Genomic DNA, 25,359 nt, shown 5'->3' with positions numbered 1-25,359 from the left:
CACTGGACTTCCTCAAATCCACCGTAGATCGAGTGGACGTCCCGTCCAACGGTGGGCACGTATGCGCACGCCTTACCTTGAAGATCAAGAACAGGCCGATAGATGACTACGACGCAAAAGTCATCGGAAAGCCTATAGCGGCTGCGATAGTCAACGACCGTTCGGAATGACAGGCAGCCATTCCATTTCATGGAAGCCCGGAATCAGGGTTGGCGCCATATCCTTCATTGCAACGAATCTTCGCTTCAACATGCGTGCGCTCGAGGCCTTTATTGTGATTTCGGAATTTTCCGCATCAAAGAATACATGCGTTACACCTTCCGCATTTATCGAATCCTCATCGAGCGGCACCTTCGCAAACGGATTATGGAAGACGAACAGCCCATCTGCAATTGATTCGTCGGAATTCGATCCACTGAATCTCGCAATATGAAGCTCTCCCATATATACCTCGAAAACGATCTTGATGCATTTATCGAAAGGGCTGTGATTTTTAGACAAACTGGTAAGCTTTCCCAGCGTAAGTGTGCACGAATACATTATTGCTGATATGTGGGAGTTTTTGTCGCTCGAAAACAAACCAAGATCCAATTCGCTGCCGTTGTATTTGGTAATGCGATCCAGATACTTGTACTCCCGACCGTAATTGTCCTCGCAGTGGATGAGAAGGTCCCTTTTATCAGACGGGTCGAAGTAGGCGTTATATAACACCCCTAGCATCGGCAGGTAGTATGACTGGCCGTAATTGACCTGACCAAAGTCGCCTACGGCGACAACGAAAGGACTTTCCTTGACGACGTCCTGATATTTTTTCGCATAGATCTCCAATTTGAATCCGATAGCGTTTGAGATTCTTACTATGGACTCGTCCAGAATATCTGGGTAATTGTTTTCTGCGTAAACGTCCGATATATTTCTATCGCTTTCCTTTCGCGATTCCAGTCCGATATTTGCGATGACTGCCTCTACGAAAGTGTGCGTGCCATTTTTCAGTAGATCGAAATCGGGCGAGGCGCGCCCATCAACAATCATAAATTTACTCACAAGGAAAACCTTATTGAGATATATCTCCCATAAAACATCGTGAAAAGTTATCTGGAATTGCTTCATTGTTTTGATTAAGCCATCCTTTACAACAAACTCGCTTATCCATTCCGACAGCAGTGCACGTTCTTCCGTATATGCAATGTCAAGAAAAGTGCGAAGTTTTTCGCTAACCATTTCGTCGTTTACTATTATCTTGAACCAGTCCGTCATTGCCTGATATCCACGCATTGCTTCAAAATTTCCGCTGATTTTCCTTTGTGCGGCCAACGCGCTCAAGTCCGTCTGACAGCATCCAGACTTGGGCCGGACCGCTCCCTTTCAGCAGCGCCGGGGGAAGCGGGCAGCTTCCGCTGCTTACCTTCGGATGGTTTCTCGTCGACGAAGTCGGGCTATTCGACGTTCAATGCGGTCTATGCAGTGCGCCAGATCGGTCTTGATTTCATGCTCCCAGATGCGCATGACGGACCAGTCCTCCTTGCGAAGCGCTGTCGTATGCCGCAGATCTCGGGCCCGGTTGCCGGCGATTTTTTCCTTCCAGTACGGGGAAAGCTTCGCCTCTCATTCGTGAAAGTGCCAGCCATGCCAGAAATCCCCGTCGATGAATACGGCGAGCCTGATACGGGTGAATACGATGTCTGGCTTTCCGGCTAGCCACGCCGCATTGACCCGGAAGCGATTGCCGCGACGGTGCAGTTCTCGGCGCACGAGCAGTTCCAGTTTGGTGTCCCGTCCGCGAATCTTCGACATCGTGGCGCGCCGCTGCTCGGGCGTCATGTTGTCTACCATTGCCAGAAGATCTCAAGTAGGCTCATGCGCCGCCGCAAATGAATCCGCGACCTTGTCGAATATCCGGGTGACGTGATGGTCAAGGCACTCCGCCGAAACGGATTCGAGGCTCACGAACGACGACAAACGAAGGAGCCGCTTTTGTGCCTCGCGCATCAGATGTCGCCGGGCAAGGCCTTTGTGTCTGATGCACGCGTCGAGCATGCCGGCTGCCACGGCCGCCGCCAGACCCTCGATGCCGGCGAGCGATGGTCGTTCTGTTACTTGGACCAGTTCGTCTTCGCCGAGTGCGTGCAGGAGCTGTTCGACACTGCGGCCGGCATGCGGGCGCGTGCCAAGATAGAACGCTCGCCACCATAGCCGTTGAAAGGTATTTCTGCGCCCCGACAGATAACGCTCAGGAGAGGTTGGCGCGTCGACGCCGCCGAAGCGCCAGCGCACAATGTCCGGCAGAACGACACAGGCGAGAAACGCCCACACGCCCCCTCTTGCAGCCTCGGCCGGTGCGAGGCGCATCTGCGCGACAAGCACGAGCGTCAGGGTGGCGTCGAACGTCGCCGCCTGATGCTGGTTGGGAAACCCTGGATAGCCATACGCCTTGGCCAGATCAATGACCTCGGTGCGCAGGGTGGTGATTTCGAGAGCCGTCGCGCGCGATCCACCCGTGGGCGTATATTCGCACTCGTCGCATTCGAACTGCGCGTGCGCCGCCAGTTCCTCGACGCTGAAGTTGCGGAACGCTGTGGCCATCCGCAGGGCGGCATGATGCGGCAATTGTGGAAAGAGAAGGGTGCTCAAGCGTAGAAAACTCGAAGTTTGCCCTGCAAATCGCTGCCAAACTGCTCCGGCCGCTGTTCCGCAGCGCTTTTCAGCCCTTCAAGCCGGTCGCCCGGGAAAAGAAGCTGGACAAGGGTGTAGATTGCCCGACCACAGCTACCGTTGCCGTAGTTTCCTTCGCGAGATACAAATTCGTCGTTTCCGAGTGCCCCGAGGATAAGGCTTCTGGCCACGTCGAAATAGATGGCATCGCGAATGGCTTTTGCTTCGGGCGACGGCGGTTCGACTGACACAGCGTGAACCACCCGCAGGTGCGTCGCGTTGACAAAAAGCCGGACCGATCGAAGAAACGGCGCCTCCATATCAAGGCTGTTCCAGGAAAGACGCCAACCCGCCTCGGGGTTTGCCCAGAAGCCCGTGCTGAAGTCCACGATTTCAACGGGGAAGCGAGACGTCGATTCGTCCAGATACACGATGTGGCGATCCCGGACCAGGACGCTTCCCGCATATTTCGCGACGAGGGCAGCAGCCTCTGCATTGTCACAGGCAAGCATGATGGCCGTCTCGATTTGAAGCGTTCCGGCGACTTCGCCACCCGGTATTTCGCCAGACAGATCAATGTGCTGATGGGCGTCCTGGCCGCCGAGTTCGATTTGTGCCAGGCACCGTTTGACAAATGTGCCGGCACTTGACCAAATCGCAGAAACGATCAGTGGCAAACGCTCGGGGAGGCCGCAGTCGCGCCGCACTCCTTCCGTATCAACCGTCAGATGCCGCCGAACCTGGATTGTGGACACGTAGTCGATTTCAATCGGTCCGGACAGAGCTGCTGGCGGCGGTCCAGCCGCGATCACTTCCCACGGACCACCGCCTATCCGGGCAGCGTTCGCGCTTCGATAGGGCATCGTTGTGGCGGCCTTCATGATCCGACCTCGACCTCTAGCGCAAGGGTTGTCATTGCGTCGGAAGGAATACTAACTTCCACGCTCCATGTTCCACTGGCGACTTCAATGGAGCAGCTTGCTTGCGTCGAGGATACTGAGCCATCGGGTTTTCGCCAAGCCAGTACCCGCGGGACGGCCGCCCCTTCGGGCGGTTCAGTTTCAAAGCCGTCAGCAACCATTACGCGCGAAAGAGCCTTGACTGTGGCGGTTTGTCCAGGCCTGCCCAGAACTTCGAATCGGACCAGCATCGCCGGCACGCCGTCGATCAGGGCAAGCTCGGGTTCGCCCATGAAGTCTGCGCGCACGGTTGATGTTGCCACTGGCCGCCGCCGCGTGACCCCGGTGCTGCTTGAACCAGAGGGGCCACCGTCGTCATGCAGGGAAGGCACCAGCCCACCCAGCATGGCTGAAAACCCCAGCACGGAGCGCGCGTCGGTCGTGCCAGGCTCAACGCTGAACGGGGCAGCGAAAGCCTCAACGAGCTCCTTGACGCGACGCTGCGCCACGCGGACATACGTTCTTTCCGTCGTAGCCTCGAGCAGGTCTGGCACCCAATCGTCGTGGGTTGGTGGCTCCGAGCGCGCAAACGCGGAGTCGACGCGGGAATCAACACGGAATACGCCGGCATATTCGGCAAGACCGTATGGCGCCGGAGGTCCTTCAATATACTTGACGACGAAGTTGGGCGCTCGCATGAGCGCAATATGTCTTAGCGGAAATTCCACAATCCGTCGGCCAGACATCGGTTCCGCGTTTTCGGTGGTCGTGGTCCCGCCGGCTCCGCCCAAATTGGCAGGCCTGCGCAACAGCGCAAGCGTCCCCAGATGCTGCCGCGGCCGCTGCGAAAAGACGGACTGCACCTCTCCGGAATCCGTCGAAGTGCCCGTCGAAGCTGCGAGAAACGCGTGGCTAAGCAATGCCCATTGAGGCTCATTGACTGGCAGCGCGATATCGTGTCCCTGCCACTGAACGCCGAACGTCATCGAGGGCGCGCCATCGATCCCATCGATCAGCTTCGGCCAGAAAAACTCGACGATGGTTCGGGCCATTGAGGCAAATACATGCTCGGCCGAAGCATTTTCAAATTCGGGTGCCAGAACGTAGATGGTCGTCCCCGTGGCGTCAGACGCTCGAACCGCCGGGTCAAGCAGGCGCGCAAGATCGTCTGCGGCGAGGCCGACTACGGGATCGACGACGCCGTCAGATGCTTGCCCCCCCCACCAGTGTCGCCCTGTATAGCGCGTGCTATCCGGGCCCGTCGTCTCGAACTGAGGTCCAAGCGCAGAAGCCATGAAACGGGATTCGATGCCTGCCACGCCGGAAAAGCGTGTGTGAACACATATGGTGCGAAGCGAACTGGCGAGAAAGTAGGCCGCCTTGCCAAAACCATATGTGCCTCCGCTGTGCGTGCGGTTGGGCGACCGGCCCGAGTAGCGCATGAAGTCGACAAAGTTGGTCGGTTCGCCTGGACGCGGAACGACATTCCCGCGCGTCGGGCCGCCCAGTCCCTTCGTGCCGAAATCGCGGATCGCAAGTATCGGAAAATCCTGGCTGTCGTCGAGTCGGGCGCGCAAGGGCAGATCCGCAGGAACATCGTGAAATATCGTGTCCAGCAATGCCCGTCGTCCATCGCGCGGCAGAAGACGCCCTGTTATCTCGAACCTTACGCCACCGGCCGCGTCGACCCTGGCGTCCCAGCTGTTCTGCACAGCCTCACGCACAAGAAGCGTGAACCGGTCGGCGCGCGGGCGACCCAGTTGATTCGATATTCCTTCGGCCGACGCGCCGCCTGTCGCTGGAAAAACCTCAGAATGAAGGCTTAGCGGCGAGGACATCCGGGTTCCTTGAGTTGGCGACCAGAGCGGCGAGAAGCCCGTCAAGATCGGTACGCTTCAATGGCGTTGTGGCGTCAAGGTTCACGGTGTAGTCGATTTCCGTTACGCCAGACGGGAGGCCCGACGCGCCGAAGTCGGCAGTTGTCAGACGCGGGAAACGATCGACGACCTCGTGCAGCCTCATATCAAGAACCTCGAACCTGAACTGCTCGTAGTGCACCTGATCCCTCAACTGATATCCGGCTGCCGCCAGCATTGTGACGAACTCGTGGCGGTCCACGCCCAGCTCCAGGATCTGCCCGACAAGTTCCGGCAGCGTGCTTCCTGCAGCACCATTGAGTTCCAGCCTCAGGGCGCAAAGAAACAGCGATGCATCTGCAGGCGCCTCAAGCTGGGTCAGCCCGTGAATGCGGAGTCTCCAGTGGCTGTGGCTGAGTGTCGTTTTCACTTCTAGCGCGATGCCTCGCGCGCTGAAATCGTGGCGCGCACCACGCGGCCCCTGCCAGATGTGGGTAGCTGACGGATCCAGCTCCGCAATGGCACGCACATGCCACAACTCGCCAAAGAGTCCGCACATCGCCTCGGTTGACATGACCGGTGAAACCTCCCGATCCATGAGCTCGCGCCAGCGTTGCAGCGTGCGTCGGCAGGTCTGGAATGCGTCGTCGGTGTTCTTGCCCAAGTCGGCTAATACCTCGTCTGCCATATGGCCGAACGCGGCATTCAAATGCTCCTTCTGGCAGGCCAGGTCGATGTACTGATGCTGCCCGGAGCCGTCAAGCAACAGCCGGGTGACCAGATGAACACCGCCGCTTCGCCGGTCGTGAGCGGCTTCAAACGCATCGGATGTTGGCACAAGCAGGTGACGAAGTCCCGATCCGTCAATGGCGAGTAACACGTTCCCGTTTGAGGAAGAGATTCCGGTGTCAAACACGCGGAACTCTCCCCTCGTAGGCGTAGCGTCCGGCGACTCCAGCCGCTTCCAGGCGACATCGGTCGGCCATGCAGTATCAGAGGTCATTGCTCGGTGTCACCCATGTCTTCCAGATCGTCGATATCGATCACCTCGCTGCCCGTGTCCGGCAACTCGACCGTCAAGTAGTCCTGCGGTGTAAGGTCCTCCTGCGGCACATCTGGGAATGCGAGTGCAATGCCCATGATGTGCCGCACTGCCTCCAGCGGCGCACGGAGTTGGCTGTCGGGCTGTGGCAGAGAGTCCTTGCTGATGGGGTAGATGACAAGAAGACCGCGGCCGGGAACGTACTCTTGACGTAGATTTCTGAGCGCCTCACGGTCGCTATTGCGCAGTTCAGCGGCCGGCAGGGGCACATCGGCCGCCGCGTCGGTTTCCGACATCAAAGCCTTGATGTCAACCACATCGGGACCGCGGTCGCGCAGGAAACGCGCGCGATTGACCAGCGGCAGTTCGACACCCCCCCCCAGATCGATGGTTCCCAGTTCCGGCCGTGCGTTGGTGCGCGTCGCAATGACCACCGACCATTGGGTGATGCGTCCGCGCTTGTTCTGAGCCAGGATGTAACCGCGCAGCAACGCGGCATCCATTTCACTGTTGCTCGGTTCGATGGCGTAACTGGTGAGGAAATCCACAACCGCTTTCGCGGGTACGTCGAGAAACACGCGGTGAGGCTTTCCCGCAAGCGTGGCCGGCTTGATATCGGCTGCCATCATGTTCTGGACAAGATCGCGAACGGCCTTGATGTTGCTGTCGAGCCAACCCTCATCCTTGTGCCGGAACACGATCGTCTGCACTTCGCGCGCGTTGTATGCCATCTTTGCCTTGACAGCGTGCTGCATCTTGAGCTTCGCTGTGACGGCTAGAGCGGGATGCGTGCGGATGCGCACGGCAAAATCCATCGGCGTGATGATCCCGCTCTTGTAATGCGCAATGTCGGACCGAATCTCCTTTTCGACGCTGGCCAGATCGTAAAAGTAGTCGCGAAGCTCTCCGGTCGTCCAGACCCGGGGCAGGTCGGCATAACCCGGGCGATAGCCAAACCACCGGCCCATCTGCAACAGCGTGTCGTAGGCGGACGCAGACCGCACGAAATAGCTGACGGTGAGCCCCTCAAGCGTCAGGCCTCTCGACAGCACGTTGCCGCCAATAACTATGTACAGCCGGCCATTGCCGTCGGCATCGACCTGATAGTCCACGCGGTCGAGCGTGGGACTCCTGCCGTTTTCCACCTTGACTTCGGTGAGTCCGACTACCTTCGGCAGATACGTGAGCATTTCGTCAAACGGGATTGGGCGTACACCGAACGCCTCGGCAGGCAGCTTCGCCTGTTCTCGCGCCCAAAGTTTTTCAAGTTCGTCAAGGAGCGAAGCGGTACCCTTGTCAAGCTGGGAACGCACCGCGTCGCGTAAGCTTTCCAGAACCGGCTTCGAATTCAGATGTACGGCAGCGTACTGGGTCGTATGAATGAGCATCGAAGCGTGTTTCGTGCTCTGCCCTCGTGCGTGCCGGGCAGCAGTTGCCATCCAGAAGTAGAGGGTCGCTTCCCGAAGCGTCGGCGTGATCTCAATTGCAAACGTGAAGCGTGCTTCGCGGCTCGGCGGCTTCAGTAGCGGCACCTCGTCGTCCGGCACCTGCCTGAAAATATCGAGTCCGTCGACCGGCTCTTCATCCTCATCGAGAGGCGCGCGCCCGAAGATCTCCTCTGCACCGAAATAGCCCTTGCCTTTGGGCAAATCGACGATGAAGTCGCTCGGGTACAGATCCTCGGGCGTCGTCGGGTCGATGAGCAGATTGGCGAAGGGCGTAGCGGTGTAGCCGACATAGGCCGCCTTGGGAAGGTCCGTCAACAGCTTGATGATCAGCTTGTTGATCTTGGTTCGTTCCTCCGGGTCGGGGTGTGCGTTTGGGCTCGCCTGGTCGGCCTCGTCGTCGACGATTAGCACCGGGCAGCTACGCAGCACTTCCGGACGGGCGCCCGTAAGCCATTTGTAGAGCCGCGTAAGCCGGCTACTGTTTTTCTTGACGACGCCCAGCACCTTCGTTGCATGCCTGTCCGTCAGAAACGAATTGACGTTCCGGTTCGCGTTAAAGTCGTCTTCAGTGTCAGTAACGGTAATCCAGTGCTCAGGGTTCGACGCGATCAGATCCTCGTCGATGCGCATCTGCGTCTGGTAGCGCAGGACGTTGTTGAGCCCAGACAACACGATGACGAAGCGGTAGCCGACATCAGCCGCCTTCGCAACCACCGCCGTAAAGCTCGCCGTCTTGCCGCTCTGCACGTAGCCGATGACAAGACCACGCGTGCGGATCTGAGCTTTCTGCGGTGGATCCATGAGCGAGACGATGCGCGTCGATGCATCGTCGATGTCCTTGATAGTCTCCTCGCTCCAGCCCTTTTCACGAAGGTATTTCGCATAGGAGTGCCACAACCGGTCGGACGGGTCGGGGCCCAGATACCATGGGTCGAAATGCTTCTTGTGGATGCTGCCTGGCTCTTTCATCGTCCACACACGCCGGGCGGCATCGCGATATCGCTGCAGCGCCTGCTCGACGAGATCGGCTTTGGCAAATGCCGCGAGACGCGTGGCAGCTTCTTCAGGCGTGCGGCCGGCCCGTACGGCATCGGCAATCTGATCCGCCATGAGGCCGATCTGGTCGTCGGGTCCATTACTCAGTGGCATGTGACGGCCCTCTCAATTAAAGGTCGAGAATGAATTCAGCAACTGCTTTGGTAACGCTCGGACACACAGCATTGGCAAGCTGCTGCTGCTTATGCATCAGGCCACCGGCGGCGCCCGTCGGCGTGCCCGCAAAACGGAACCAATCAGGGAAGGACTGCAGACGGGCAGCCTCGCGCAGCGACAGTCCCCGATGCTGGGAAGGATGGATCAGCATGCTCTTGCGGTAGTGCCCGATTGTGATCGCAGGCTCGCTCCACGCAAGCCGCCTGTAGATGTTGCTATGCGTACGCTCAACATCTGCGTAGTTTGTCATCAGTTCGCGCGCAGCCTGCCAGTTCTGGCCCTGCGGAATCGCCTTGTAGCGTTCAATCACGTACTCTGCATGGCGCGAAGTCACGTGGTCCCAGATTACGTCTGCAGGAGCACCTACGCGCATCGCCCGCAGAAACGCGTTCTGTGCGAGTCGAACTGCATCACCGACGTAAGGGCGTTCGTCAATTTCGTCACCATTGCCCAGTTTCGGCAGATCGGCGATGGCATCTCGGACCGTGACAAACGCCTTGCCCGTCCCTGGGCCATGTGACGGTTTCGGGAAGGGGCCCCACTGGCCAAAATCTTCGCTGCTGTAGCCGAGATCCTTATGGATTCCAAGCAGAAAGAATCGGTTGCGGTTCTGCGGTGCGCCATACCATACGGCATCAAGCAGCTTAGGAAATACCTGGTAGCCCATCGCGCCCAATCTTTCAAGCACGTGTGCCGCAACGCTCAGATCTGACGAGTTTTCGTCACGCGGTGTCCAAAGGATGCCCTGAACATTCTCCATCAGCAGGACTTTCGGCGCCATGTGATCCACGCAGTCAAGAAACGCGTCTACCAGCCGGTTATTCGGATTCGAACTGGACCAGCTGTTTCTGTTCGCGCTGGAAAACCCTTGGCAGGGCGGTCCGCCGATCAGCACGTCGACGTCACCCTGCGTCCTTGCCATCGATTCCAGCCGATCGCGGACCTGTCTAGAGCAAAGATCCATCGGGGCGTACTCGGCGGGCGTAGAGCCGGGCCGCACAAGACCGGATTTCTGCATGTAGGCATGGTTCTGTCTCAGCGTCTGGGTGTAGATCGGCTGAAGTTCTGCAGAGCCCGTGATCCTGTAACCGCGCCCCCCCGACGCGTGCGCGCCGAGAAAGCCCAAGCCCATGCCGCCGGCTCCCGCGAATAGTTCGACCACGTTCAGGGTTTTCTTTTCCTGAGTCAGCCGGCGCCTGAGAGTCGGAGGGCGATCCGGCAGCAGGGAGCGCTGCTGGGCGTCGCGCTTGTCTCGGCCCTCTGCGGTTCTGCGGTTAGCGCGGAACGATATGTCCACGACTGACGGCTTGGACCGCGCCACATCGGCAAAAACGCTTGACGACGATGTCGGCACTTGCCGCTGGCGATTTGCCCGCCTGACGGCGAGGCGGATCCAGCGAGTCCATGCAAGCAGTTGGGCCAGCTTTTTCAGCGTGTCGTCCAGATCGAGCGACGTAACGCCTGTAAGCGTACCCCGGCTATCGCCTTGGATGCCGCCGATCGAGAGGGCGAAACACGTCAGGTCTTCCACATCCCCCAATTTTGCCTTACCGAGATTTGCCGCAAAGCATTCGCTGTTGCCTGCCGGTCTGCTAAGCGAAACAGGCTGCCAACTGGCAGTCTTTGCCCGCTCCCTGGGCGTCACATTGCGTTCGCCTTCGCGTGCGCGAGCGAATCCCATACGGCGTGATGCATCGATTTCCAACACGTAATGCAAGCGTACCGCGTCTGCTTCAAGGCGGGCGGCAAGTTGCGGGGCGGAAGCGGTACGGTGGCTGCAGACAAGCACACCCATGTCCGCCTTCGCCCGCGCGAGCAGCGTCATGACCAAGTCGACGCGCGATCCCCCCTCGTCAAAGCCCAGTTCGTGAAGCGACGAGAGGGTGTCGCCGTCAAGCCTGTAGAGCCGCAGCGTCGCCAGTTCGCGCGTCTTGCCGCTTCGTAGGTGGCCGGCAACTTCTTCGACAATCCAAATTGGCCCGAATTCGCTTGTCACAGCACCCACGCCGTCGAGTATCTGTGTGGAAAGCGCCGGTGTGGCGTCGTGAGCTGGCCTGTCCAGCGCTATTTGTGTCATGCGTTTGCTATCCGGGCTGGCGGTGTATCAAGAGACAACGGAAATTGAAGTGAAAGCTGGTCGTCGGACGGAAAACTGCTGGCCCACGCCGCTTGCAGCCGTTCTGCAAAGGCGCGCATGGGAATGACGATGACTGGCACCCCGAAGCTCGCATCACGATCGAGCGCGTGCACCGACCCGTTCTGGACGTCCACGACCAGCAGGCGATCTGCCAAAAGCGGCCAACTCGTACTGCGACACAGTGAGAATAAATCGGCCGAGGCGGGCGCCAACGTGGCAACGCTGATGCCCATCGCCTTTACCAGGTACCGTACAACCAGCAACGCGAGCGCATCGCCCGGCGAGAAGCAGGGCGCGTATCCATTCAAGCCGACGAGCGGAGGCAGCACCTTCCGCCAATGCCGAAGCGTCTGGTCGGGGAGCTGCGCGACGTCCGAGACCTGTTGCGGGGTCAGTTTTAGCATTGTGCTATTTTATCCCTATTTAAATTGTCGTTGGCAACAATCTAAAGCGTCGCGGTACCTTACATCCTATAAATCTTACGGCATCGCAGTCGGAACAGCAGATATTTCGGTATTGTCCGCGGCGGACGCGTTACGACTGCAAACGCTAGCGAAGAGCTACTGACCCAGTGGTAATCGCTACGTCGCCGCAAAGCACGCGAAAGTCAGTGTCCCGACTAAAAAATTTTGCGCCGTTGCCGATAGACCGAGATCGGGTACCAAAGTCCATTGGCCGTCGCGCGGCAGACAACTCAGGGATCGTTCGAGCGCAGGCCGGAAACCGTGTCGCGTTGCGAACGAAGGTTCAACAGGGAGCGGACAGATCGTCCTCGCGACGGGTCGTAACGGACGACGTTACAAGGATGTTGCTGGGTTCTGACTGGCGACCCGACACTCAGTATGTTGACACCTTCAACCTGGAGCGTCGGCTGCATCGCGCGCTGGCAGATGTGCAATCGACGTCAGGTTAGGGCGATCAGCCTGCGTCGACTGGCAAGTGACCCGGACGCCGGCCGGCGGCGGAAAATGCATCCTCGGAAACAACTTCCTGATGACCGGACAGCGACTATCCGCGGCCCACCCCGCGGCTCGACGGGTAGTCCTTGAACCCGCCGCACGACGGCATACTGTTTGTGGCGCACTGTAGCGAGAAGACTAACGTTTCGGCGCCACTTCGCATGAAGCGTAAGTCCTTGCGAAAAATCGGTAATGTCACCGCGGTGCCTGCATGCCGGGCTACTGGCCTGGTGACTCGCGTGGTTGCGAGTCGTAACGCTCGCGCGTCCGATCCGTCACTCGACGTTAACGAGAAATATGGAGAGTAATACTCAGATGAGTGAAATTATGGACTGGCGCCTCTATGAACGGATCCTGACATGTTTTGAAATCGAAGCATCTGGACTGGACGTGTCGGTCACTCCGAATGCGAAGATCATTGGCAGTATCAGCGGGGTGGCGCGACAGATCGACGTCCTCGTTGATGCACGATGGGAGGAAGGGGTCCAGCGACGGATCATTTTCGATGCGAAACTACGCAAGCGGAAAGTGGACGTGAAGGACGTCGAGTCCTTCGAGGGCATGATGCGGGATGTCCAGGCATCGCGTGGCGTGCTCGTCTGCTCCAGTGGTTATACCGAGGCAGCGCTGGCGAGGGCGCAGCAGTCAATCGAAATCCGAATTGTTACCGCCGACGAAGCTGAGGAGCTCGATTTCTCGATGATCGACCCATGCCCATATTGCCGCCACAAAAAGCGTAAGACTAAAGGATTCGTCTTCTGGGATGGCCAGCTTCCCTTACCAGTCTCATGGAGTTGGGCAATCGTTTTTACGGGCAAATGCGACGTCTGCCACAGCTTTGCATTCTGGTGTTGGGACTGCGGATCAAAAGTCGTTGTTCCCGATGAGGAGACATACGAGTGCGGCTGTGAACACACGTGGTTCGTCGAGAAGAACGATGACGAGGCGGTTTTCGTCATTCGCATGGCTGATGGCGAAGTACCCCTGGACCGACGCCCGTTACGGTGAGATATGGTTACCGCCGCCCTGGTTCAAGGTTGATTGGAGATGGTTGCCCAATACGCCACGTGTCCTGATCAGGGCTTTGTTTGAGGCAGGACATACGAACCGTCATAACAAAACGCGTCAACCTGTAGACGGGCCGTGATGCCCAGATGATCTCAGCATACCGGCAGACCAGTTGACCTGCGGCGGGATTTTGTAGCCGGTTAAGCAGTGAGTCGCATGTCGATATCATCGGACTTCAGCCAGGCTCGACGGACCGTGGCCGGAGGTTGGTAACGATGGGCGCTATGCGGCCGCCTCTCGTTGTAGAACTAGCGCCATTGCTCGATGAGCACCCCTAGCCTCGGCGCGCCTGTCGTAAGCGGCTCACGTGGGCCGTTCGTCCACGCGCGTGCACGTGAGGCATGATGGTGATCCGGACTTGGACTGTCAGGTAGCGGGTGTCGGCGGACTGGCTGGCGTGTGCAGCTTGTCGGCCACGCGCCACGGCAGAAGCTCGTCGATGCGATTGATTTTATGGTCAGCGATGTGAGCTAGCACATAGTTCAGGTAAGCGCGCGGATCAATGTCGTTGAGGGCGCACGTGCCAATCAATGAGTACATCGCAGCAGCACGTTCACCACCGCTGTCGGAACCGGCAAACAGGAAATTCTTCCGACCCAGGCTTACACAACGCAACGCGTTTTCCGCGATGTTATTGTCGATCTCGAGCGTGCCGTCTTCGCAATATAGCGTCAGGGCGCGCCACTGGTTAAGCGAGTAGTTGATCGCCTTGGCAGTGTCGGACTTCGACGACAATGTTTCGAGCCTGGCCTTGAGCCACGCTTCATAGATTTGAAGCAGTGGCCTGGCTTTCTCCTGCCGTATTTGTAGCCGTTCGGCCGCAGGCTTGCCGCGAATGGAGGCCTCGATGTCGTATAGCGCGCCAATGTATTCAAGCGCTTTTTGCGTCGTGTCGGACGGCGTGCGCACGTGGATGTCGTAGAACTTTCTCCTCGCGTGAGCATGACATGCCGCTTCCAGTACAGAGCCACCCAGGAACAGCTCATCGAAGCCCGCGTAAGCGTCCGCTTGCAGGGTCCCCCTGAAGCCGGCGAGATGAGTCTGAGGGTGGATGCCCTGTCTGTTCGGCGAGTATGCGAACCATACCGCAGCGGGTTGCGTCGACCCCGAGCGACGATCGTCGCGCACATAGACCCATAGCCGACCGGTGCGGGTCTTCCTGTTGCCCGGTGAGAGCACCGGGATCGGTGTGTCGTCCGCATGCAGCTTGGCGGCCGACACCGTATAGCGGCGCAGCGCCTCAATCAGCGGCGCGCACAACGCTTCGCATTGGCCGACCCAGCGACCCATGCTGGCCCGGTCGAGCGTCACGCCGTCGCGCGCCGCGATCGCCGATTGCCGATACAACGGCTGGTGGTCTGCGTATTTCGAAACGAGGATATCCGCCAGCAAGCTTGGATGGGCGATGCTCCGCTCGATCGGAAGGCCGGGCATGGGTGGCTGCCTGATGGTGCTGCAGCATGGGCAAACGAATTTGCGCCGGATCGTGCGAACGACTTTGAACGCCGCTGCGACCCGGGCGAGTTGCTCGGACACGTCCTCACCGAGCACCTGCATCTGTTGACCGCAGTCCGGGCAACTCGATTCGGGCTCGAGCACATGATCCACACGCGCGAGGTGCGCAGCCAGCGCTTGCCTCGAAGCCGCTTCGTCCATCGTTGCATTGGAGGAGGAAGCGTTTGCGCCTCGAGCTTGCGCTCGCTCCACGTCTGCAACGCCGCGTCCGGCGGCCAGATCCTCGAGTTGGGTCTCGAGGGTCTCGATCTGCCGCTGCAACTGTTCGGACTTGCGGCCGAACTGCATGCGTCGAAGTTTGTCGATCTGCGCCTTAAGCTGCTCGATCTCGACATCGCGTTCAGCAAGCAGACTACGGGCCTCGACCAGCAAGGCCTTCAACAATTCGACATCGTCTGGAAGATCGGCGCCGTTCGACATACGCCGTAGTTTACGAGTCCGCGGCGCGGTTTACAACATCGATAACGCGGCGGTACGACGGGGCTGTCGCCAATCGATGCCCTCGAGAAGCATTGACAGTTGTGCTGAACTCAGATGGACCTTCCCGCCGTCGGCCTGGGGCCAGATAAAACGGCCCCGCTCAAGCCGCTTCGCGAGAAGCCAGATTCCGTCCTCCGTTGCCCAGAGGATTTTTACGAGGTCGCCCCGGCGGCCCCGGAAGATGTAGACGTTGCCTCCCAGCGGATTCTCTTCAAGCGCCGTTTGTACCTTTGCGGCCAGTCCCTGGAACCCACATCGCATATCGGTCACGCCTGCAGCGATCCAGATGCGCGTACCAACCGGCAGAGAGATCATGATCGCAGACTGCCCAGCACGGTACGCAGCATGTCAGCGTCGACCAGGCCGTCTACCTTAACCATCGCACGGCCGATGCGGATCTCGATCGTGCCCCCAGGAGACGCCGGCTTCATATCTGGCGCTTGCGGAACCCCCGAAGATGACGCAACGACCTGCGTCAGCGCGTCACTCAGCAGTACGACCGGGAGGAGGCTGGTAGACGGAGCTTGCTGCTCGGCGAGATATCGCCGCCGCCAGGTGTACAGCATGTTCGCGTTGATGCCATTCTCACGGGCCAGTCTCGCGACCGAGACGCCCGGCTCACACGCTGCTGCCGCCAGCCGGTCCCGAAGCTCCCGTGGGTAATTCGGACGGCCTGCTCGACTTCCATGCTTCTTCTCTGGAGACTCTGACAAAGTGGTGTCCATCAAATCGAAAATGATGGACATCACTTTGCTGTGTATCGCAGCAACCGTCTACGACGGTGAGGACGAGCCGCTTACCGCCTGTCTCCCCACCCGAGGCTCGCTGGGTGACGGTTCGCCCATCCGAGCCGCGGCGTACAGAAATGCCGGGGGAAAAGTCTGCACGGTCACTGATGTGCAGAAGTTCGTATGTAAAAAGCCGAAAACGGTCTTTTTTGTCATTTCCACCCGGGTTTCTGTACAGACGCCCTGGATTACCGCCCAACTTTCTGTTCCATCGATACGATTTAATAAAGCCCTGCTTTTACTCTCCGTTGGGCGACCCGACGGTGCGCATGTTCTCCTGGATTCCACTTCGTCCGGTCGCTCTACGGCGCAGATCGCCGCTTACGACGCCGTGGCGCTCAGCAGGGTAGGAGGCAGGCCGATGCGTTGGAACGTCTCTCGCACGCGATGACAGACTTCGGCACTATCGATGCTTTGCCAGCGGGCTAGCGCGGTATTCGCGACACGGCGCGCTGGAGCATGACACCGCAAATCTGTGAATGTCGAATGGGACTGAACGGCCGAGTACCAAACTTGTGAATGCGCGATTCAGGGGACAAATTTGTAAATATCGAAGAAAAACCGCCCGCGTTCACATTTTAGCTCCGAAGCACTACAGGCGAGGGCGATCGTTGCCGGCTCTCGGCCCGGTGCTATCGTCCCGTGGGAGCAACTGCGACTGCCGCATGAGGTCGACAGCTTGACGGGCGCTTTCCGGGCGCCGCGCCAAACCTGTTCTGTTATTTCCACCTTGGTTTCTGTACAGGCAGCCGGAACTATCACCCAAATTTCTGTTCAGTCGATGTTGCTATGGCGGCGGCTCAAAAAACTACCGGAGCATAACCATGCGGCTCTCGTCCATGCGTTTTTGGGCGGACCAATCGTATACGGTTGGATCATGTCCGCAGCATGGATATACGGTTGTGGTGTCGGCCACGTCAAACCGTATATCTATGGTCCGGCGCGCTCCAGCGCAATGCAAATCTGTGAATGTCGAATGGGACTGAACGGTTGAGCAGCAAACTTGTGAATGTGCGATTCAGAGGAGCAAATTTGTGAATATTGGAGGAAAACCTGCCCGCGTTCACATTTTAGCTCCGAAGCACTCTATGCCAACGTGCGGCCCATTCGAACATTGGCACTTTATGACATTGCAAGGCACATATTCAAATTCACGAGTGACCGTGCGCGACATGTTTCAAATGTGGATACGCGGCGTCGATAGCGTGGCGGCATGCAACGGCGCTCGCCTTAGAGACAAAGTGCATGCCGAGCGCACTCGATTTTTAGGCCTGCGTAAAAGTATGTGTTCAGTGCGCTGGCGCAGTCAAAGTGTGTGCTGAGTGTGCAAACCTGGCGAGCGCACATACATTGTCTCCGGCGCACTCGAAGCACTGCATGCGCCACGAGTGCGCCGGAGACAAACCATGTACACACGTCTCTATGTCTGACGGGCCTTTCCGACCATATCACGCCGCAGTACACACAACCTGCCCGACGGAAAAGTGTGTGCCCAAAAGCGTAAGGCGCGGGTCGGGGAGTAAGAGTATGTGCTTTGTGTGCAACCGGATGTCGTCCTGGTAAAAGTATGTGCTTGTGATGTACGACGCGGAAACAGCCTGCAAGAGCGTGCCAGCGTGCGCGTTCGGAGCCGGATGAGCGCAGGGACCGCAATAGTGACCGGGAGATGAGATCTCAGCCGCCGGCGCGCTCGACTTGCGAACTCGCCACTCGTAGTAGCCGCTGCACGACACGCCCGGCGCCCGACACATACGCGTGACAGCAGCACTGCCAGGTGGGTATCGATCCACGCGTGCTTCAGCGCCCCCATACGCAAAGTGCGCCACCGCATTTGGGAGAATTTCATCGTCGAGCTTCGCGCGGGCCAATTCCTTGCGAAGCCAGTCGACTTGCGCCTATGTTGTCGTTGGCGAAGGCTTGGCTCGCTGTTACGCCGAGAGTTCGCGCCGCAACGGCCGCACCGTTTCGCGACGCGAGTTCCATCAGCCGTTTTCCGATCGCGGTGATCGGGACACCCGGACGATGCGTTGTCTCGTGTGTCTCACGGATTTCGCTGGCCGCGCCGCCACGCCGCGGAATTCTTCGGGTTAGCATCGCGTTGGTACTTTCTACTTACTCATGCGTTCTCCGTTCAGCAGATTTACCCGCTTCTCTACGGTAAGTCATTTCGAGGCAGAGTTAGCATACAGAGCCTGATAGAATTCGCTCACGTCCGCCGTCTTCCTCATGTAGTCAATCTGCTCCTCTAGCAATTGCTCCCGGAAGCGAAACTGCGCCTCTGACAATTGCTTCGTGGAGCGAATCTGCTCCTCTAACAATTGCTCCCTGAAGCGAATCTGCTCCTCTAACAACTGCTCCCTGAAGCGCATCTGCTCCGCTAACAGCTTCGTTTCGTACGTCCGTCGAATGGCATCTCTTTCGGATACTGCGGCGGCCAATTGCCTGTCGCGATCTTTCAGTGCAGCTTCCAGCATGCAGCTACGCTCGTCAGATATTGCGAGCTTGCTCAAGATACTCGAAAGTTCTGAATCGCGTTCAGCAACAAGTCTGCGAAGCTCGTTGATCTCCGACTTCTTCAGTTTCGTTCGCGTCGCAGCGTCGGCCTCCGGAATATTCTGCTCTGCATTTTCACCCAGGCAACGGACGCCCTTAGTCTTTGAGGTGACTGCGGTATTCGATACGATCTTCGTAACAGCGGGCGCCAAGCCAGAAATATTAACGTCGAGCTCGCCCTCGCTCTCAGTAAGTTCTGGCTCAAGCGCATTTAGTTCGCGAGCAAGCGCTGCCGGATCCCCGCCGCCGAGCTTGTCGCGCACCTTACGTACCGAAACCAGTTGTCTGAAGCGTGCCGTCGAAATGGAAGCCGTCTCACCGGGTGCAGTCAGCATCTCGAGGGCAACGGAGCGAATATTTTTTCGAGACTCCGAACGCGGATAGGCCATGAAGACTCCTTGGAAGCGGGACCATCAGGACGGCGCGTATTACTCGTTCCATCTCACCCAAATCAATCGAGATTCAGACCGGAGGCGAGTGGAACAATGCGATCCGAACACATTCTAGGCTACAGTTTGCTGTTGGAGTGTCAAGCGGAGCCAAGATGTGCGGATGCAGTGTAAGCGTGAAATCCACACGCTTTTACTACCAAGAACGCAATAGAGTCGACGCGCTGCTTTAATGATATGCGGGCAAGTCCATTCGCGATGGCGGTCAAGCGTTGTCTCCCAAGGCAAGACGGAAAAAGCAATCGGCTCGAGACATCCTCGGCCGCATTGGTCGCCGGCTGGTGCGCGTTGCGCGGTTTGCTTGCCGACCCGGATGTGGGCGCCGTGCTCAAGTATGTGGACGGTGAGCATTTCCGGGAGGTGAAGTCAATTATGAACATACGCGATCGCGGTGAAGTGCTGGCACAGTTGCTCCAGTGCGAGAGAAAGTATGTGCTCGTGATGCGATCATGGAACCGCCAGTCATTTTCGCGAACAGGATCTCGTCGGTCTGATCGGGAAGCGAAAAGCAGACTCAAATACGTAGCTAAGCTGCCTGCAGATCGGTAGCCGAGCAGTTGACTCCGGCCCGCTCTCGCATTACTGGCGAGACTGGCATATGGCCGACTGACAGGACGAGGACTCTTGCGAAGTCAGTGCCCACGGGAGAAATGCGCAAAGATGCGATTTTGCAATACGCGTCAGGCACGAAACACTCGAACCGGGTCTAGCGTGTCGAGATAACGCCTTGCTGACTGACGGTCTTTCCACCCGACGTATTCCGCGAGCATCTTCTCGTCCCACGCGTTCGATCGAGCCCAGATCGCGAAGCCCTGGCGCAACGAATGACTACTATAGGCATCCGCATCCGCTACACCTGACGATCTTAATATCCCGCGCAATAGTGGAGTGATGCTTCCGCTAGCGAGAGCGTTATCCTTGATCGTTCCCCACCGGTCGATGCTGCGAAAAGCAGGGCCGCTGGTTAGCCCGGATGCGGCAATCCAGGCTTCGTAAGCGGCCACGGGACAGAGCTTTGCGAGCGCAGCGGTCCGGAACGTCATATCACTACTATTGGCGGAATCGCAGTCCACACGAGGAATGTAGATAGTGATGCTGCGTCCACTATCCACCGTCACCTTTTCGACTTTCAGGCGGGTGAGTTCGTCGGACCGGAATCCCCGCCAGAAACCGACTAGCACCAATGCTCGGTTTCTCAGATGTGGGAGTTTGCTCGAGCCACTCTCCCTTGCGATTTGCTGACCCAGCCACGAGTCGACCATTTCCAACTGTTCGACGTGCAACGGTCGGGCCTGTCCGCGCACTGTCTGTTGCATGTGCTCTATCTCTTTAAGCACGCTTTTTACGTGCGCGGACCTTGCCGGATCGGGAAACTGGTGAGTCTGATGCCACAGGCTGATGGCAGCCAACCTGAGTTTCAATGTTGCAACAGGTAGGACATTCCCGTGCTCCCGAAGATATCGGGCAATTTCGCGAGGATTGCTGGGCAACCGTCCTCCCCACCTGGACTGGTAGTCTTGCATCACGTCTTCGTAGGTCAGTTGCCTGTCCTCTTGAGGCGATGTGTTGTCGTCGCGATCGGAGGGGTTGTCAGTCACTGGTCACCTACGATAGTAATGGACGACCTTCCGAACATCAGGCTTGTTGAATGCATACTTGCAGGACTGCCCCGATCCACATCGCTTGCACTTGGCACCCGGAAATGCTCCACAAGTTTTCCCACCGTATTGGACGTACCTTAATGGCGGTCGTTATCATCAGCACGGTAACTTACCCGCGCCCCCGGATTCGCTGTCCAGTTTCTCGTACGCCACCTACCGCATGCGGGCCTTCGTCAGCGATGGGGGCCGGAAGTGTCGGGCAGCGACCCACTTCGCCGCGTCCTTCGGGAAGAATTACAAGTAGTAAACAAATTCAATGAGGCGGCGCTGCATTCCGGTCAGCCTGAAAATACAATAAATCAATTCCATTCTATCAGCAAACAATATTCTACACCCTATTCACGACGACCTTCAGAAGGCGGTCTCGGATCGTTAAAATACATTTAGTTTAATTTTCAATGCATAACACGTAAAGATAAAATCATGGAATGGTCTGATCATTTCCCTTTCTCACATACAATTTTATGGGGAATTTGGGAAATTTGATATTGTAAAATTATTTGCTTTCGCCTAATAATATGAAATCTGAAAATAAAAAAGCCGACTGGCGGGTCGGCTTTCTTGAGAGGTGCTATCGAGTACGCAACTACCGTGCAATCCACTACTAACTGGGGCCAGGCGATCTTTGCGGTGATCCTGGCCACCCGCGTCACTTTGATTCTCTACCATTCACGGGGAAAGTCAAGAGGATTCTTTTTCCGACGCGGGCGTGTGCAAGGAGATGATTTTTCATGCCTCGTCTTTTTAGCATGTCCCCCGGATTTTCGAAGGCAGGGGAAAGCGCGGCTCGGCTAATCGAGCATCGCGCTGACCCCCGGGCCAATTATTGGATTTTCCACTCCAATAAAATAAACCATCTGATGGTGGCGGAGACAGATGTTGTTTTTGCTTGCTCAATTTTTTTTGAAATGGATCCGCAAGTCGTCTGGTACGGCGCCGCGCCGCCACAGACTCCCGATGCAGATCAGGAAGCGGATGGTTTTAAGCCCGATCTGATAGCCCGCTATGCAGATGGCAGACAGGAACTTGTTTGCTGCAGAAGGGAGCCGGGGACGTCAAAAAAGTCGATGTTGAAGCGAATTCCGCTTGGGGTGCGCCTGGTCACTGGTCGCGACGTCGTGGCGCGGCAGATCGAATTCGACAATTGTTTGTCGCTGTCGACCTGGCTTACTGCAACGCTTGACTACACATCGCCGGCAGCGAGACTCGCGATCCTGGATCGAATCGGTCCGGGGAGCCAAGGCACTATCCGGCAGATATTCGATATTCCCGGTATTGATCCTGGCCTATTAAGAGGTGCTCTGGCATCCCTCGTAGCCGAGGGCACATTGGTGACCGACCTGACGCGATTACTGTCTCTTGAAACGGTAATGGCCAACATTACAGGCAGTAGCGCGAGCAAGTTCTCGGCCCTTAAGCGGTCGAAGAATTCGTCGGGCGACGGTGCGATACCTGGCGCTCACAATCCATCTGCCGACGGGCACGGTCTGGATGAGACGACGCTCGATACCGCAAAATCATTCGGCACCGCGAGATCGCGGCGGCGGCTGATTCCGCCGGAGCACCGCTTTGCCGAATGGCCGACCCCGGAAGAGTCCAACATGTCAGACGACGACCGCAAAAAATTCCGCGCGAAGAAAGAGGGGATCGTTGCATACCGTAGGGGGGCCGAATTCTCGGAAATTAAAGAAAAACATCTGCTGTCCAAGAATGAGGTGCTTCGTCTGGTAAAGCGATGCATCACACCCGCCGGACCCGGCTCGATTCACGGCTATTTCGCCCTCCAAGAGTACTACCGTATCGCTCAGCCAGGGGAAGGGGCTACGACGACGCGAAGGAAGGTTAAGGAACAGGACGGTGGCGAGGACGAAAAGAGTCGTAACGGCCCATGGGCATGGACGCGGCTGCTTCAGGGCGTTGTCGGCCTCGAGGAGCTCATCACGGACCTCGTGCTTGGTCACGAGCCTACGGAAAACGGGAAAAGGATTGATCTGGACGACTGCTGGGCGAAGATGGAAGACTTCCTGCGAACGAAAGGACTCGGGGACAGTGATTATCCGTTTACCAACACTGACCTCGGTCGCAATGCGCTCCAGAATTATATCAAGACGATTTGCGACCGCCACGCGGACCGCTACATAGGAATTTATCATGGGGAGACTTCGAGCAAGCGCGCCCGGCAGATTGGCGGGACCCCCGTGCGGATCATTCGCCCGATCCGTCCCGGGTCCTTCCTTCAACTGGATTTTTACAGGATAGACCGGCCCACAGGGGTCATGCGACGTAACCCGGCGGGCGAGCTCTTCAAACAGACACTGCCCCGCTGGTACTACGCCCTGCTCGTGGACGCATACCACTGGTCCGTCTTATCGCGATATCCCACGCTCGAGATCAACCCAAGTACGGCAAGTGCGATTGAAACTTTGGATCGCTATGTGCATCCTGAAGCCTACCGTCTGGAAAATGACCCTGATGGGGAGGACCGGTTGTTCTATGAACAGTTTGAGGGGATGACTGGCAATGGCTTCAACGTGTTGTCTGCGGACAATGCCAAGTGCAACCTGAACGATAGCTTCATCAGGGCGAGCATCTACACATTTGGCTGTGCAGTCAATTTTGGACCGACTTATAACTGGGTGACGCGCGCTGTTTGTGAGAGGGCGATCGGCGATGTTTCGAGGCGAGTGAACGCCTTGCATGACGGCGAGTCAGCGATCGATCTCGATTTGTTTATCCTTGACCTGGCGCGAGCCTGCAATCAGCATAACACCGAGCGTACAGAACGGCTTTGGCAAACTTCGCCGCTCATCGCGTTCCGAAATGCATTGAACAATACAAGCGCCGGTCTCATCGCTGCGCCGCTTCCTCGCGCCACTATCGTCGACAGCAAATACCTTGACCATTACTTTGAAGCGGTAGTGCGGGGCAACCTGGCCAAAGGCGTGATGCCGTACTGCAACTCGCTGGGACGACGTTATACAAATGACACGTTAAGGAGTCGCCCGGATCTGATCCAGCCTCACGGGTCGAACGAAACGAACCTGGTTGGCCGGGTGAAGCGCTGGGACATCCGCCAGGCGTCCGGCGCTGTGAATAATATTCCCATAGGCAAACTCAAACCAGACAGACAGCGTGACGCCAAGATATCGGTGTCGGATTGGAAATTCTTCGACAAAACGGGAGGGAACTTGAAGACGCGTGAGCGCCTGGAACAGGCGGCCTCGTCGGTCAAAGAGGAGGCGCTGGACCAAGGTTCTCCAAAAGCAAAAAGCAAAAAGCCAGGAAAGGCGAGTGCTCCTACGCTAGAAGAGGAGAGGCAGCGTCGCAGGGGGACCTATCATGGCCAGCAGGCGGATGCTGAGAATGCCACCGCTAATGTTGACGCGGAGTCGATTGAAACGGTGCAACCCGTGGAATCACGGGGACAGCCGGATAAGACTATCTGGGAAGGCGGGGTAGACCGGTTCCGCCTGCGTGTTATCAGGGGTGGCAGGAGGTTCGGATGAGCGACATCCAACCGCTTACAGTGCCGCAAGGATCTTCTGATCAGCAGTCGCAGCAGCTAGATATCCTGGCGCCGAATCAGCGCACGGAGCAGGAGTTGCTGATCAGGATTCCTTTTTATTCTTCGCCAGTGATCCAAACCGAGCCAGCTATTCAGGCATATCTGGAATTCAAAGACGAGTTTCTGTTTGGCGCATCTGGCTTCACGCTGCTCGGACAGCGCGGCGACGGCCGAAAGACCGCGTTACTGGTCATGAGAAATTTGCTTCGGCAGGAGTTTCCAGAGGTTGAAACTGTGACTTGGGCTCCGCTAGGTGAGGAACTGACAACGCCCACGGCAAGATGGGGTTCGCTGCTGGCCGCAGCAGGTTATCGTTTCTGGCGCGGAACTCCCGAAGAAATCAAATGGCGACTACTGAATCTGATCGACGAACGAACAGCAATCACCGGTGTGTATAGATTTGTGCTCTTTGTGCAGAGCGTTGAAAAACTGGAATGGGAAATGATACAAGCGCTGGCCGCTCTCAAAACCAATCTGCAGGTAAAGGGCATTCAGCTTTTCCTCGTGGGCACCGCCGAGATTAACGCGTTCAAGGCGATGGTCGAAGACACGAAAGCTCTCGATCGATTGGCAACGATCCGCTCACTTCTGGGTTCAGGTCGCGTTCTGCGGCCACTCACTTCGGCTCTCGATCTTGATTCGGTACTGCGCGAGATCGAAACCTCTGTTTATACGGAGGCGGGCTCTGTGACATGGGTGCAATTTCTCCTTCCGAAGGCGTGCAAGGCGGGTTTCAAACTTTCAGATCACGCGGGGGCGTTTAAAGTAGCTGTGGATGAGTATGCGGCAAACGGACGCGTGACAGCCGAATTCATATTTAGGACTATCAAGCGCTCGCTGGGAGAGGCTTCAAAGAATGACCAACCTGGGCTGACGATTGGTGTCGACCAGTGGAAAAAAGCCATGGGGCTCGTTCTGGACGGCATTGTCTATCTGCCCGAGCCAAAGGAGGGGAATTGATTCGACAAACAAATGGACGCGTGACAGGAGAGACGCTCGCGCGCTTGCCGCATGAGTCAACCTTCTCGGTCGCCGCAAGGATTATGTGGCTCAACACCCTTCCGTTTGGTCAATT

At 57.5% G+C, this 25,359-nt stretch carries 18 protein-coding genes and 2 pseudogenes; 5 read left to right on the top strand and 15 right to left on the bottom strand.

From position 1 onward, the window contains the following. Nucleotides 1–150 precede the first annotated feature (150 nt). From BUS12_RS09540 to BUS12_RS09500, 9 genes are all read right to left on the bottom strand, one after another. Entirely contained in the window at nt 151–1,323 is a 1,173-nt protein-coding gene (locus BUS12_RS09540; RefSeq protein WP_143788293.1) for a hypothetical protein, read from the bottom strand. Nucleotides 1,324–1,605: 282 nt separating this feature from the next. Continuing rightward, nucleotides 1,606–1,821, bottom strand: coding sequence for a very short patch repair endonuclease (locus BUS12_RS39110; RefSeq protein ID WP_216352706.1), 216 nt, complete (start codon nt 1,819–1,821; stop codon nt 1,606–1,608). Nucleotides 1,822–1,845: 24 nt separating this feature from the next. After that, a complete protein-coding gene (locus BUS12_RS09530) occupies nt 1,846–2,631 on the bottom strand; it encodes a DUF6339 family protein (RefSeq protein WP_143788292.1) in 786 nt (261 codons plus the stop codon). Next, a complete protein-coding gene (locus BUS12_RS09525; protein WP_074295459.1) occupies nt 2,628–3,533 on the bottom strand; it encodes a hypothetical protein in 906 nt (301 codons plus the stop codon). Before BUS12_RS09525 ends, BUS12_RS09530 begins: the two co-directional genes overlap by 4 nt. Next, nucleotides 3,530–5,170 carry a hypothetical protein gene (locus BUS12_RS09520; protein ID WP_143788291.1) on the bottom strand — a complete coding sequence of 547 codons (1,641 nt, stop codon included), beginning with the start codon at nt 5,168–5,170 and terminating at the stop codon, nt 3,530–3,532. Before BUS12_RS09520 ends, BUS12_RS09525 begins: the two co-directional genes overlap by 4 nt. Nucleotides 5,171–5,360: 190 nt before the next feature. Next, nucleotides 5,361–6,410, bottom strand: a complete 1,050-nt coding sequence (locus tag BUS12_RS09515) for a PD-(D/E)XK motif protein (protein WP_074295457.1) — start codon at nt 6,408–6,410, stop codon at nt 5,361–5,363. Beyond that, on the bottom strand, nt 6,407–9,046 hold the full coding sequence (locus BUS12_RS09510) for a Z1 domain-containing protein (protein WP_074295456.1): 2,640 nt from the start codon (nt 9,044–9,046) through the stop codon (nt 6,407–6,409). The genes BUS12_RS09515 and BUS12_RS09510 overlap by 4 nt, the downstream gene beginning before the upstream one ends. A gap of 16 nt (nt 9,047–9,062) precedes the next feature. Then, nucleotides 9,063–11,186: a DNA cytosine methyltransferase gene (locus tag BUS12_RS37785; RefSeq protein ID WP_083640318.1), complete on the bottom strand. Its 2,124-nt coding sequence runs from the start codon at nt 11,184–11,186 to the stop codon at nt 9,063–9,065. Further along, complete coding sequence (locus BUS12_RS09500; RefSeq protein WP_074295455.1) at nt 11,183–11,650, bottom strand: hypothetical protein; 468 nt, start codon at nt 11,648–11,650, stop codon at nt 11,183–11,185. The genes BUS12_RS37785 and BUS12_RS09500 overlap by 4 nt, the downstream gene beginning before the upstream one ends. Before the next feature lie 870 nt (nt 11,651–12,520). Here BUS12_RS09500 and BUS12_RS09495 point away from each other — a divergent pair. After that, nucleotides 12,521–13,213: a restriction endonuclease gene (locus BUS12_RS09495; protein WP_171991623.1), complete on the top strand. Its 693-nt coding sequence runs from the start codon at nt 12,521–12,523 to the stop codon at nt 13,211–13,213. A 200-nt stretch (nt 13,214–13,413) separates the two neighbouring features. On the opposite strand, the pseudogene BUS12_RS37780 reads toward BUS12_RS09495, so the two are convergent. The 4 genes and pseudogenes from BUS12_RS37780 to tnpA form a co-directional block, all read right to left on the bottom strand. Then, nucleotides 13,414–13,545: pseudogene (locus BUS12_RS37780) on the bottom strand (integrase core domain-containing protein); the annotation flags it as partial. 94 nt (nt 13,546–13,639) lie between these two features. Further along, the gene (gene tnpC / locus BUS12_RS09490; RefSeq protein WP_074294020.1) at nt 13,640–15,208 is read right to left on the bottom strand and encodes an IS66 family transposase; all 1,569 of its coding nucleotides are present in this window, start codon (nt 15,206–15,208) and stop codon (nt 13,640–13,642) included. 30 nt (nt 15,209–15,238) lie between these two features. Continuing rightward, a complete protein-coding gene (gene tnpB, locus BUS12_RS09485) occupies nt 15,239–15,583 on the bottom strand; it encodes an IS66 family insertion sequence element accessory protein TnpB (protein WP_074294021.1) in 345 nt (114 codons plus the stop codon). Beyond that, nucleotides 15,580–16,014: an IS66-like element accessory protein TnpA gene (tnpA, locus tag BUS12_RS09480; RefSeq protein WP_171991578.1), complete on the bottom strand. Its 435-nt coding sequence runs from the start codon at nt 16,012–16,014 to the stop codon at nt 15,580–15,582. Before tnpA ends, tnpB begins: the two co-directional genes overlap by 4 nt. Between tnpA and BUS12_RS38110 the strand changes: the two genes are divergently transcribed. Both BUS12_RS38110 and BUS12_RS39905 read left to right on the top strand, forming a co-directional pair. Next, on the top strand, nt 16,004–16,447 hold the full coding sequence (locus BUS12_RS38110; RefSeq protein WP_143788290.1) for a hypothetical protein: 444 nt from the start codon (nt 16,004–16,006) through the stop codon (nt 16,445–16,447). The two genes, tnpA and BUS12_RS38110, sit on opposite strands and share 11 nt — an antisense overlap. 204 nt (nt 16,448–16,651) lie before the next feature. After that, a pseudogene (locus tag BUS12_RS39905) lies at nt 16,652–16,777 on the top strand (phage integrase family protein); the annotation flags it as partial. A 1,441-nt stretch (nt 16,778–18,218) separates the two neighbouring features. On the opposite strand, the gene BUS12_RS09475 reads toward BUS12_RS39905, so the two are convergent. Next, on the bottom strand, nt 18,219–18,998 hold the full coding sequence (locus BUS12_RS09475; RefSeq protein WP_074295454.1) for a DNA-binding protein: 780 nt from the start codon (nt 18,996–18,998) through the stop codon (nt 18,219–18,221). Between the two features lie 740 nt (nt 18,999–19,738). Further along, the gene (locus tag BUS12_RS09470) at nt 19,739–20,656 is read right to left on the bottom strand and encodes a tyrosine-type recombinase/integrase (protein WP_074295453.1); all 918 of its coding nucleotides are present in this window, start codon (nt 20,654–20,656) and stop codon (nt 19,739–19,741) included. Between the two features lie 794 nt (nt 20,657–21,450). Here BUS12_RS09470 and BUS12_RS09465 point away from each other — a divergent pair. Both BUS12_RS09465 and BUS12_RS09460 read left to right on the top strand, forming a co-directional pair. Then, the gene (locus BUS12_RS09465; protein WP_143788289.1) at nt 21,451–24,225 is read left to right on the top strand and encodes a hypothetical protein; all 2,775 of its coding nucleotides are present in this window, start codon (nt 21,451–21,453) and stop codon (nt 24,223–24,225) included. Next, the gene (locus BUS12_RS09460; RefSeq protein WP_074295451.1) at nt 24,222–25,244 is read left to right on the top strand and encodes a hypothetical protein; all 1,023 of its coding nucleotides are present in this window, start codon (nt 24,222–24,224) and stop codon (nt 25,242–25,244) included. The genes BUS12_RS09465 and BUS12_RS09460 overlap by 4 nt, the downstream gene beginning before the upstream one ends. Nucleotides 25,245–25,359 lie beyond the last annotated feature (115 nt).

Source organism: Paraburkholderia phenazinium (genome assembly GCF_900142845.1).
GTDB classification, from domain to species: Bacteria; Pseudomonadota; Gammaproteobacteria; order Burkholderiales; family Burkholderiaceae; genus Paraburkholderia; species Paraburkholderia phenazinium_A.
Note: the sequence above shows the minus strand (reverse complement) of the source record. Positions and strands in the feature narration are given on the sequence as shown.

Coding starts and splice junctions, on each gene's coding strand:
- tnpC (WP_074294020.1), bottom strand. CDS start 15,208: ATGTCGAACGGCGCCGATCTTCCAGACGATGTCGAATTGTTGAAGGCC.
- BUS12_RS37785 (WP_083640318.1), bottom strand. CDS start 11,186: ATGACACAAATAGCGCTGGACAGGCCAGCTCACGACGCCACACCGGCG.
- BUS12_RS09475 (WP_074295454.1), bottom strand. CDS start 18,998: ATGGCCTATCCGCGTTCGGAGTCTCGAAAAAATATTCGCTCCGTTGCC.
- BUS12_RS39110 (WP_216352706.1), bottom strand. CDS start 1,821: ATGACGCCCGAGCAGCGGCGCGCCACGATGTCGAAGATTCGCGGACGG.
- BUS12_RS09495 (WP_171991623.1), top strand. CDS start 12,521: ATGAGTGAAATTATGGACTGGCGCCTCTATGAACGGATCCTGACATGT.
- BUS12_RS09510 (WP_074295456.1), bottom strand. CDS start 9,046: ATGCCACTGAGTAATGGACCCGACGACCAGATCGGCCTCATGGCGGAT.
- tnpB (WP_074294021.1), bottom strand. CDS start 15,583: ATGATCTCTCTGCCGGTTGGTACGCGCATCTGGATCGCTGCAGGCGTG.
- BUS12_RS09460 (WP_074295451.1), top strand. CDS start 24,222: ATGAGCGACATCCAACCGCTTACAGTGCCGCAAGGATCTTCTGATCAG.
- tnpA (WP_171991578.1), bottom strand. CDS start 16,014: ATGTCCATCATTTTCGATTTGATGGACACCACTTTGTCAGAGTCTCCA.
- BUS12_RS38110 (WP_143788290.1), top strand. CDS start 16,004: ATGATGGACATCACTTTGCTGTGTATCGCAGCAACCGTCTACGACGGT.
- BUS12_RS09465 (WP_143788289.1), top strand. CDS start 21,451: ATGCCTCGTCTTTTTAGCATGTCCCCCGGATTTTCGAAGGCAGGGGAA.
- BUS12_RS09500 (WP_074295455.1), bottom strand. CDS start 11,650: ATGCTAAAACTGACCCCGCAACAGGTCTCGGACGTCGCGCAGCTCCCC.
- BUS12_RS09515 (WP_074295457.1), bottom strand. CDS start 6,410: ATGACCTCTGATACTGCATGGCCGACCGATGTCGCCTGGAAGCGGCTG.
- BUS12_RS09525 (WP_074295459.1), bottom strand. CDS start 3,533: ATGAAGGCCGCCACAACGATGCCCTATCGAAGCGCGAACGCTGCCCGG.